Genomic DNA, 10,758 nt, shown 5'->3' with positions numbered 1-10,758 from the left:
GCTATTGGCGCCCTGCGAGCCCAAACGGCCCGTATGGGGTTGCCGAACGGCCCGTATGGAACCCTGAAACGGGCCGTTCGGCAAGGCAAAACGAGCCGTTTTGCAAACTGCTGGGCGCCAAGGGGTTGGCATGGCGCGGCAGGATGCCACCCAGACATGCCGCCACGACCGGGGCCGACAGACCGCCATGCCACGCCCACCCACGGCAACCACCCGCACGCAACCGGCACCACCGTGGCAGGCGGCAGGGCAAAGGCTACCGCCCGGGGCCGGCAAGGCGGAGCCGCACGGCTGCTGCCGAAACCACCCCAAACGCCCACGGCCAGGGCATGAGGCCAATGCGAGACAGCAACAGCGAAACTGGCGTTTTTTAACATTATGCGAAGATTATGCCAACATATCGGTGAAACAGCCCTAAGCATAGCCATTTTTCCTTTCATTCTATAAAATATTGTGTTTTCTCAATTAACATTTATCCGATAACACAGAATCATTCCATCAAACCGTTACCAACGCGCAAAGTTTTAATACTATAAGCCTTAAAATTAAGAAAAGGTTTCTAAATTTGTGAACGAAACCGGGATTGAATGCCAAAGAGTAAATAATTATCCACTTATTAAAACAAAAAGCATCATGAGGAAAAGATTGTTTATCATTTTGTCATTGCTCATCACGACATGCGGATTTGCGATGGCGCAGGCCCTGATAAGGGGGTCGGTGGTGTCAGACAGTGACGGCTCTCCTGTAATAGGGGCCACCATCGTTGTAGACGGAACCTCAAAAGGCACAGTGACAAACGGCGACGGAAAGTTCAGCATAACACTTCCCGCCGGCAAAAAGAATGTGAGGATATCTTACATTGGCTTCGAGCCCCAGACAGTGGCAGCCAAAGACGGCATGAAGGTCAAGCTGCTGGAAGCCAAGAACGAGCTGGCCGAGACCATCATCACGGGCTACGGCAACTTCAAGAAGGCATCGTTCACCGGCTCGGCCCAGAGCCTGAAGACCGACGCCATGCAAGACGTGCCGGTAATCTCGATAGCCGACAAGCTGTCGGGAGGAGTGGCCGGCGTGTCGATAAGCCAGACATCGGGCGCCCCCGGCGGCACAAAGAGCATCAGGATAAGGGGAATGAGCAGCATCAACGCCGGCAACGACCCGCTCATCGTGGTAGACGGCACACCGGTGCAGAGCGGCGACGCCAACCCGTTCTCGGGCTCATACAACGACACTGGCTCCGACCTGCTGTCGACAATCAACCCCAACGACATCGAGTCGATGACGGTGATAAAAGACGCTGCGGCCGCTTCACTATATGGTTCGCGCGCGGCCAACGGCGTGATTGTCATCACGACGAAGAGCGGCAAGGCCGGAAAGACCAAGCTGTCGTTCCGCAGCAACTGGGGATTCTCGAACATGGCAATAAACTACAGGCCCACCCTGGGCGGCGACGACAGGCGCGCCCTGCTGAGCAAGGGCCTCGAAAACCAGGCCATCTATGACCTCGGCATGTCGGCAGCCGACGCCAAAGCCTATGCCGAAAGCAAGATAGACGCATACGCCTCGATGCCCAAGAACGGATGGACCGACTGGAAAGACCTGCTCTTCCGCACCGGCTCGCACCAGAATTACCAGATGAGCGTCACGGGAGGCAACACCGACACCAAGTTCTATGCGTCGCTCGCATACAACAAGCAGCTGGGCATTGCCTACGACCAGGGACTGGAGCGCATCACCGGCAACGCCAACCTGCAGCACTCTTTCGGGCGGTTCGACCTTCAGGTAACCACGCAGCTGTCGCGCACCAGGCAAGACCTGGCCAACGAAGGCACTTCGTTCACCAGCCCGATAATGAACTACGCCTGGGTGCAAAACCCGTCGTCGACACCATACAACGACGACGGCACGCTCAACGACGGCTGCGGCTTGTTTGGCGTCAACCCGATATTCGAGCGCGACCACTCATCGGATGTGTACACATTCACCAAGGCATTCAGCACCGTAAAGCTCACCTACAACATCTGGGACAACCTGAAGCTGAGCGAGAAAATAGCCTACGACTACTTTGACGGCACCGAGGACGTGCTGTGGGACAAGTTCTCTAACGACGGCGGACCGGGCGGAGTGATGCAGCGCGACAAGCTCTCTTACCAACAGCTCAACTCGCAAACGCAGCTGACATACGAGAAAACGTTCGGCCAGCACAACGTCAACGCGCTGCTGGGCTTTGAGACCGAGAACTTCGTTAACTCCGACAACTACGTCAGCGGACAGAAATATCCGGGGCAGCTCTACGAATTCGGCAACGCCGCCGAGACCAATGCGTCGTCGGGCTACAGCTCTTACAGGCTCACGTCTTACCTCGGCCGCATTGACTACAACTACGCAGGGCGATACTACATTGGCGCAAGCATGCGCACCGACGGCACATCCAAGCTGTCGCGCGACAACCGATGGGGCACGTTCTGGTCGGTGTCGGGAGCATGGCGCTTTATAGACGAGAAGTTCATGGCGGCCGTCAAGGATGTGCTCTCCGACGGCAAGCTGCGACTGAGCTACGGCGTCAACGGCACGCAGCCGTCCGACTACTATGCCTACATGAACCTCTACAAGTACAGCAACCAGAACTACAACGGCATGTCGGGCATGGGAATAGTAGGCATTGCCAACCCCGACCTGAGGTGGGAGAAGAACAAGACGTGGAACATCGGACTCGACCTGCAGTTCCTGCACCGCATTTCGGTGACGCTCGACTACTACCAGCGCAAGACGTCGGACCTGATATACAACCTGCCCGTGTCAATGACAGGAGGCCACTACCGCTATGACGGCAACGCAGGGGCATACGTGTTCACGCAGCCAATGAACGTGGGCGAGATGGAGAACAAGGGATTTGAGATGACCGTCACCTCGGTGAACTTCGACACGAAAGACTTCAACTGGACCACGTCGCTCAACCTTTCGCACAACAGCAACAAGCTAACCAAGCTCGACGGCGAGAGCCAGGAGATAATAAGCGGGCCTATGATACACCGCGTGGGCGAGCCTTACTATTCGTACTACCTGTATGAATACGCCGGCGTGGACGCCCAGACGGGCAAGCCCCTCTACTACATCAACGACGGAACCGGCAACGCCCGCAACACCACCACCGAGATAGCACAGGCCAACAAGACCATTGTGGGCAAGCACGACCCGGCCATAGAGGGCGGACTGACCAACACCCTGCGCTACAAGTTCATAGACCTGAGCTTCACGCTGACCTACTCTGTGGGTGGCGAAGCGTTCGACTACGCCACATGGCAGCACACCGACGGCGGCAGATACCTTTACGGCGGCGCCGTGCCGGCGTCATACGACCTGTCGGAAATGTGGACGGGTCCGGGCGACACCAACGCCAAGCTGCCCAAGTTCCAGTACGGAAGCGCATCGACAACGGCCTCGTCGCGATGGCTCATGCCCACCGACTACTTGCGGCTGAAGAGCCTCACCATAGGCTTCAGCGCCCCGACAAGCTTCATCAGCAAGCTCGGACTGACCAAGGCCCGCGCATACTTCTCGGGCTCCAACCTGCTGACATGGAAGTCGAAAGACCTCGTGGTAGACCCGGAGATGAGCCCGAGCGGAATAATGACGTTTGAGACGCCGGCCTACAGGACGTTCGCCTTCGGCGTGGAGCTCGACTTCTGATTGCCGCTCCGGCCATACATCAAGTTAATTAGCACAATAACAACATAAATCAAACGAAATATGAAAACAGCAAGAATATATAGAGCAATGGCCATCCTGTCGATTATAGCCGGCATGACGTCGTGCGGCAACGACTGGCTCGACCAGACACCGTCTGACGGAATAGACGCCAGCGGAGCCGTGACAACGGTGAGCGACCTCGAGACTGTGCGCAACGGCGTTTACGCCTCGCTGAAAGGCATCAGAGACTTTGTCGACTATTACGGCCGCAACATGTTCATCTACGGCGACATGAGAGGCGAAGACGTGCAGTACAACTGGGTGGACGGAAGCGGACGCGGCAATTTCTACTACTACATGACCTACTCCACGGCCGACAACTTCTCAGGCGACAACACTCCGTGGCAGTCGGCTTTCATAGTCACCGAGAGGGCCAACCGCGTGATAGAGGCCGCCGAGAGCGGCACGTTGGGCGACGACGAGGCCATAGCACAATACGAGGCCGAGGCCAAGACGCTCAGGGCCATGGCACTGTTCGACCTGACGCGCATCTACGGCAAGCCCTACACCATGGACAAAGGGGCTTCGCTCGGCGCGCCGATAATGCTCAAGCCTGTTGAAAACGCATACGCCAACAAGCCGAAACGCAACACTGTGGCCGAATGCTACACACAGATAGAGAAAGACCTGGACGACGCCGTGAAGTCGGGGGCGCTGCCCACATCAAACAAAGGCGACGCATCGGTGTACATCAACCTGTGGGCAGCCAAGGCATTGCAGGTGCGTGTGTACATGACAAAGGGCGAATGGGGCAAGGCCCTGGCCACCGCGCGCGACATAATAAGCAACTCTCCCTACGTGCTGTGGACTCCAGAACAGTATGCCGAGGCATGGGCAAAGACCAGCAACGCACACAACAACGAGATAATATTCGAGCTGTCTATCAACGACAACAAGGACTGGACCGACCGCGAGGGCATAGCCTACTGCATGAGCGACGCCCATGGCGATGTTCCCGGCTACGGCGACATCATGGTGACCAAGGCATTTGCCGAGGCAATGGAGGCCGACCCGGCCGACGCACGAAACAATGTGCTGCTCAAGCCGGGCGGCGACCCCGACACCTATGCCGGCAAATTTGAAACCGACGGCAACGACTTTGTGAAGCACGGGGTGTTCATCAACAAGATGCCGGCGCACAACGGCGACGTGCGCTATGCCAACGTGCCTATGCTGCGCCTGTCGGAGGTGTACCTGAGCGCTGCCGAGGCCGCATTCCAGACGGGCGACAAGGCTGCCGCTGCACAGCTGCTCAACAAGCTGATAACCAACCGCACCACCGACGCAACGAAGGTGGTGACGGCCGAAAACATCACGCTCGACCGCATATACATGGAGCGGCGCAAGGAGCTTGTGGGCGAGGGACAGCGCTACTTCGACGTGATAAGGCGCGGAGAGACCGTGGTTCGCTACACCAACGACAACAACCGCGGGTGGCACGACGTGCTGACGGAAGAGGCACGCACATTCAACCGCGACTCGAAGAAGGCCCTGCCGCTGATACCCGTGGCCGAAATCAACGCCAACCCGAACATTCAGCAGAATCCCCTTTACTAAATTATTAATCCAGGAGTAAACGCTCCAAACATTGCAGAAAGCGCGTCTATGGGAATAGGCGCGCTTTTTTGGGCTCACTGGATAAATCAAGGGGCTTTTTAGGAGTTAAGGAGTTAGGGAGTAAAGGAGTTAAGACAATAGTCTTTCTCACGGGAGTTAGGGAGTCAAGAGGAGTTAGAAGGAGTTATAAGGAGATAGAGGGAGTTAGGGGACAATAGCATTTGACTGACGCCTCGCAGCCCATCCCTTAATTAGGAGTGGCAGGAGACAGGAGTTCAGGAGTGCAGACTTTTGCATTTGACTGACACTGCGCATGGCATATTTTCTTAACTCTTAATTCTTAATTTTAAATTCTTAATTCTTTGTTCGGAGCTAAGACAATAGTCTTTCTTGCGGGAGTTAGGGAGTTAAGAGGAGTTAGATGGAGTTAGAGGGCAAAGGCTCTTTGCGCCGCCACGGCCATGGCCGCCCAACAGCCTGTAAACAAGCACGTTGCGAAACGTGCCGTATCAGACTGCGAAACGGCACGTATGACCATGCAAAACGGCACGCCTTGAATGACGAAACGGCTTGTATGGCAACTCCAGGCGGTTGCGCATGGCCTGCAAGGCCATTCAGTCGTCGAAGTCGGAGTTGCGGTAAGCGAATATGAGCGGATAGAAAAAGCCGCGCACCGCGCCCATCAGTCCGCCGGCCTTTGCCTTATTATAATATGTGGAACGGCGATGCCTCATGCAACAAAGGCACAGGCGCAGCAACGGCAATGCGCCCGGCGAGAGCATGCAACGGGCCATGGTGTGCTCTGTGCGCAACGCATCCGATGCCGTCTGGGCACAGACATGGGTGTAAAGGCGGCGCCACTTGGCCTTGTGCTGCAGCTGGCGGTAATGGCGGTAGCCCACCACATAAGGGGCAAGCGGGCCAAGGGCGGCAGCTGCGGCGCCGACAGAAGGCCCACCGCCCACCCTCCTGGCCGCCTCGTCCGGGTGGGTGCGGTGCCAGTTGAGCGGCTCGGCAATGTAGGTTATGGCCTTGTCGCGATAGAAATAAGCGTTGAGCGCAAGGCTCCAGTCGTAGATGATGCAGTCGAGCCACGCCCCCTCGCGCTGCACATAGTCGCGGCGCAGCAGCATGGTGTGGCCCGCAAAGCCGTGGAAAAGCAGCGCCTTGAGCGAATGCTGCGGCTCCACCCGGCGGGCACCCTCAAGGCGGCTGCCGCGCACGTGGGCCGAGAAGCAGATGTTGTGGCCGCCGATGGCCTCGACCTGGCGGGCTATCTTGTCGGCAAACCACACGTCGTCCTGGTCGGAAATGGCCACGAAGTCGGCCGTGGCACGCATGACGGCCGACTTGAAGTTGAGGTTGTAGCCAAGGTTGCGCCCGTTGACATAGAGGCTGATGAAGGGGTAACGGGCGGCATATTCCCTGACAATGGCCACGGTGCCGTCGGTCGAACGGTCGTCTTGCACAATGAGCCTGTGTATCGGATAGGTCTGCCCGATGATTGAGTCGAGCTGCTCGCGCAGGTAGCGCTCGCCGTTGTAGGTGCACATCACCACATCCACCGTCTTGCTTGTGTCCATGATCAATGCTTGCGTTTGAACAACTTGTTGACAATAAACTGCTGGCACTCATTGAGGATGTGGACGCGGGCCACACGCATAACAGCATAATACAGCACGGCGGCCACGGCTATGCGCGCCACGAGCAGCACGGCCATGTTGCCTATCCACGCCGTGGCAAAGTAGGTGGCGGCCATCACCGCCATGGCGGCGAAGGCAAAAGGAAGCGTGTCGCGCATGAACATCACGAAGCCGTAGCCAGTGAGCCGGCGCACAAAAAAGTGCCACACAAGCACCCACAGCAGGTTGAGCGCCGTATAACCCACCACCATCGAGCGTATGCCGAGCGGCCAGATGCAAACCATCAGCACTATAGAGGCCAGCCCCAGGCCGCACGTGCACCACAGGTTGACACCCGATCGCCCGCAGCTGAGCACCACATTAGACAGGAATGTGTGCAGAGGCATGACCGCGCCGCTGATGCACAGTATCTGCATCAGCCCGGCCGAGAACAGCCATTTGTCGGTTATGGCCAGCACTATGAACTCGCGGGCCACAAGGCCGAGGCCGAACAGCAGCGGGAACGACACGAAAGAGATGAGCCTCACCATCTTGCGCATGGCACCGAGGCGGCGCAAGCTCTGCCCGCTGAGGTCGGCCAGCACCGGCTGCGTCACCTGCTGCACGGTGCCCTGCACGAGGTAATAGCACTTGTTGTCCCACTGATAAGCCTGGTTGTAGCACCCCGTGGCGTATGGCGAGAAGTAGCGTCCCAGCAAGATGTTGAGCACATTGCTGTTCACATTGTTCAGTATGCCGGTGGCAAGCACCTTGACGCTGAAGCGGAACATGCGCCTGACAGGGCCGAAGTCGATGCGCAACGACGGGCGCCACGGCGAGCACCGCCACAGCAACACGGTGTTGACACCCACGAAGACAAGCCCCTGGGTGGCCAGCGACCAGTAGCCCATGCCCGAGAAAGCCATGCTCACGCCCACTATGTTGGAACAGAGCACGGCCGTCATTCCGGCCTTCGCCTGCTGCTTTACCATGAGGTTTTTGAACAGGTAGGCCGACTGGGCTGTGGCAAAGCTGGCAAAAAGTATGTTGAGAAAGGCATAACGGCACAGCGGCACGAGCTTGTCTGTATGGTAATAGTCGGCTATCAGCGGTGCACAAAAGAAGAGCAGCGCATACATGGCCGTGCCTACAATGACATTAAACCAGAACACCGAGTTGTACTCCCGGTGTCCTGGTTGCTTTATGTTGGTGAGGGCCACGGTGAAACCACTGTTCTGCAGCGTTATGGCAATCTGCGGGAAGATGGTTATCATGGCTATCATGCCGTAGTCGTCGGGCGATAGCAACCGCCCCATCATTATGCCGAAGCACAGTCCGAGCGCCTGCTGGATGAAGTTGTTCATCCCGCCCCAAAGTATTCCCTTGGCCGTTTTCTCCTTCAGCGATTCCATTGAGCGGTGTTGTCAATAAGCCTGCAGGGCGCTGTGTCAGCACACCTTGCTGCCGGGGTTCACCTTGCGCAGTATGGTGGTCACGCTCAGCGAGCCGTCAAAATTCTCGGCCGAGAGTATCATTCCCTGGCTCTCTATGCCCATGAGCTTGCGCGGCGCGAGGTTGGCAATGAACAGCACGTCTTTGCCCACGAGCTCTTCGGGCTCGTAAAACTTGGCTATGCCGCTGACGATGGTGCGGTCGGTGCCGCTCCCGTCGTCTATTGTGAACTTGAGCAACTTGTTTGCCTTCTTCACCTTCTCGCAGGCCTTGATGTGCCCTACGCGTATGTCAATCTTCTCAAAGTCGGCAAAATCGACCGTAGCCTTCACCGGGTCGGCCTTGTGGGCAGCGGCCTCGTTGGCCTTCTTGGCGTCGTCGAGCTTCTTGAGCTGGTAGTCAATGGCCTCGTCGTCAATCTTCTCGAAGAGCAACTCTGGCTCGCCGAGCTTGTGGCCAGGGGCCAGCAGGTCTGTGCGCCCGAGGCTTCCCCAGTCGGCCCCGTCCATGTTTATCATCCTGCGCAGGCGGGCGCTGCTGAACGGGAGGAACGGCTCGAAGGCTATTGCGAGGTTGGCCACAATCTGGAGCGACACATATAATATGGTCTCGACGCGCTTCGGGTCGGTCTTCCATACCTTCCACGGCTCGCACTCGGTGATGTACCTGTTGCCAATGCGGGCCAGGTTCATGGCCTCCTTCTGGGCATCGCGGAACTTGAACACGTCGAGCAGTGCCTCGACCTTCTGCTTCACGTCCTTGAACTCGTCGAGCGCGGCATGGTCGGTCGGCGTGAGCTCGCCGCAGGCAGGCACCACCCCGTCCCAGTATTTCTTGGTAAGCTGGAGGGCACGGTTGACGAAATTGCCATAGACGGCCACCAGTTCGTTGTTGTTCCTGTCCTGGAAATCGCGCCAGGTGAAGTTGTTGTCCTTGGTCTCGGGGGCGTTGGCAGTGAGCACATAGCGCATCACGTCTTGCTTGCCCGGCATCTCCAGCAGGTAGTCATGAAGCCATACGGCCCAGTTGCGCGACGTGGATATCTTGTCGTTCTCAAGGTTCAGGAACTCGTTGGCCGGCACATTGTCGGGCAGTATGTAGCCTCCGTGGGCCTTGAGCATCGACGGGAACACTATGCAATGGAACACAATGTTGTCTTTTCCGATGAAATGCACGAGCCGGGTCTCGGGGTCTTTCCACCACTTCTCCCAGTCGTCGGGCATCAGTTCCTTTGTGTTTGATATGTAGCCGATGGGCGCGTCAAACCACACATAGAGCACCTTGCCCTCAGCCCCGTCCACCGGCACGGGTATGCCCCAGTCGAGGTCGCGCGTCATGGCGCGCGGCTGGAGGTCGAGGTCAAGCCAGCTCTTGCACTGGCCGTAAACGTTAGGGCGCCACTCCTTGTGCCCCTCGAGTATCCATTGCTTGAGCCAGTCCTGGTATTCGTTCAATGGCAGGTACCAGTTCTTGGTTTTCCGCAGCACAGGCTTGGAGCCGCTGATGGCCGACTGCGGGTTGATGAGCTCCGTCGGGTCAAGGTCGCTGCCGCATTTCTCGCATTGGTCGCCATAGGCCTTGGGGTTATGGCAGTGCGGGCACTCGCCCGTGATGTATCTGTCGGCGAGGAACTGGTGGGCCTCCTCGTCGTAGTATTGCTCGCTCTCGCGCTCTATGAGCTTGCCGTCGTCATAGAGCTTGCGGAAGAAATCCGACGCCGTCTGGCTGTGAATGCCCGACGTGGTGCGGCTATAGATGTCGAATGAAATGCCGAAATCCTCGAAACTCTTCTTTATCATGGCGTGATAACGGTCGACGACAGCCTGCGGCGTGATGCCCTCTTTCTTGGCGCGGATGGTGATTGGCACACCGTGCTCGTCGCTTCCGCAGATGAACCGCACGTCCTCACCCTTGAGCCTGAGGTAGCGCACGTATATGTCGGCCGGCACATACACACCGGCCAAATGGCCAATATGCACCCCCCCGTTGGCGTATGGCAGTGCTGCCGTGACGGTGGTGCGCTTGTAATGCTTCTCTTCCATATTCGAGTGATGTATCTATTGTTTGCTTTTTATTTTGGTGCAAAGTTAATGCAAATTATCGATTAACCGAAAGGAAAGCAGATATTTTTACGCCGCGGCACTGCCGAAAGCCCGGCACGGCAGCAACAGACAAACCGAACAATAACGCCGACCAATGCCACAAAGGGCACGCCACCGGCGCCACCGCATGCCATAATTGCGCGTGAAGGATTAATAAAACATAAAAATTTGTCGGAATTTCTTCTAATACAGAATTAGATGTTTATCTTTGCAGCAGTGTAAAACGAAAGGAGGCAGGCTGCAAGCTAACCAGGCTGCAGGCTAACAGCACGCAT

Annotated in this window: 6 protein-coding genes; 3 read left to right on the top strand and 3 right to left on the bottom strand. The window is 57.2% G+C overall.

The window, feature by feature from the left end; genetic code table 11:
* The first annotated feature begins 633 nt into the window (after positions 1-633).
* From M3089_RS12985 to M3089_RS15945, 3 genes are all read left to right on the top strand, one after another.
* Positions 634-3,690: a SusC/RagA family TonB-linked outer membrane protein gene (locus M3089_RS12985; protein WP_249084526.1), complete on the top strand. Its 3,057-nt coding sequence runs from the start codon at positions 634-636 to the stop codon at positions 3,688-3,690.
* 60 nt (positions 3,691-3,750) lie between these two features.
* Positions 3,751-5,307, top strand: coding sequence for a RagB/SusD family nutrient uptake outer membrane protein (locus M3089_RS12980; protein ID WP_249084525.1), 1,557 nt, complete (start codon positions 3,751-3,753; stop codon positions 5,305-5,307).
* 421 nt (positions 5,308-5,728) lie between these two features.
* A complete protein-coding gene (locus M3089_RS15945) occupies positions 5,729-5,959 on the top strand; it encodes a 2Fe-2S iron-sulfur cluster-binding protein (RefSeq protein WP_394802290.1) in 231 nt (76 codons plus the stop codon).
* Here the strand turns inward: M3089_RS15945 and M3089_RS12975 are convergent.
* From M3089_RS12975 to metG, 3 genes are read right to left on the bottom strand one after another with little or no spacing between them, the layout of a single operon-like run.
* On the bottom strand, positions 5,922-6,890 hold the full coding sequence (locus M3089_RS12975) for a glycosyltransferase (RefSeq protein WP_249084524.1): 969 nt from the start codon (positions 6,888-6,890) through the stop codon (positions 5,922-5,924). The genes M3089_RS15945 and M3089_RS12975 overlap by 38 nt on opposite strands.
* A gap of 2 nt (positions 6,891-6,892) precedes the next feature.
* Positions 6,893-8,341, bottom strand: coding sequence for a lipopolysaccharide biosynthesis protein (locus M3089_RS12970; protein ID WP_249084523.1), 1,449 nt, complete (start codon positions 8,339-8,341; stop codon positions 6,893-6,895).
* Positions 8,342-8,377: 36 nt separating this feature from the next.
* Entirely contained in the window at positions 8,378-10,423 is a 2,046-nt protein-coding gene (gene metG, locus M3089_RS12965) for a methionine--tRNA ligase (protein WP_249084521.1), read from the bottom strand.
* Positions 10,424-10,758 lie beyond the last annotated feature (335 nt).

Origin of the sequence: Marseilla massiliensis, assembly GCF_023336985.1 — a bacterium.
GTDB lineage: Bacteria > Bacteroidota > Bacteroidia > Bacteroidales > Bacteroidaceae > Prevotella > Prevotella intestinigallinarum.
The sequence above is the reverse complement of the archived record's forward strand: the minus strand, read 5'-3'. Positions and strand labels throughout refer to the sequence as shown.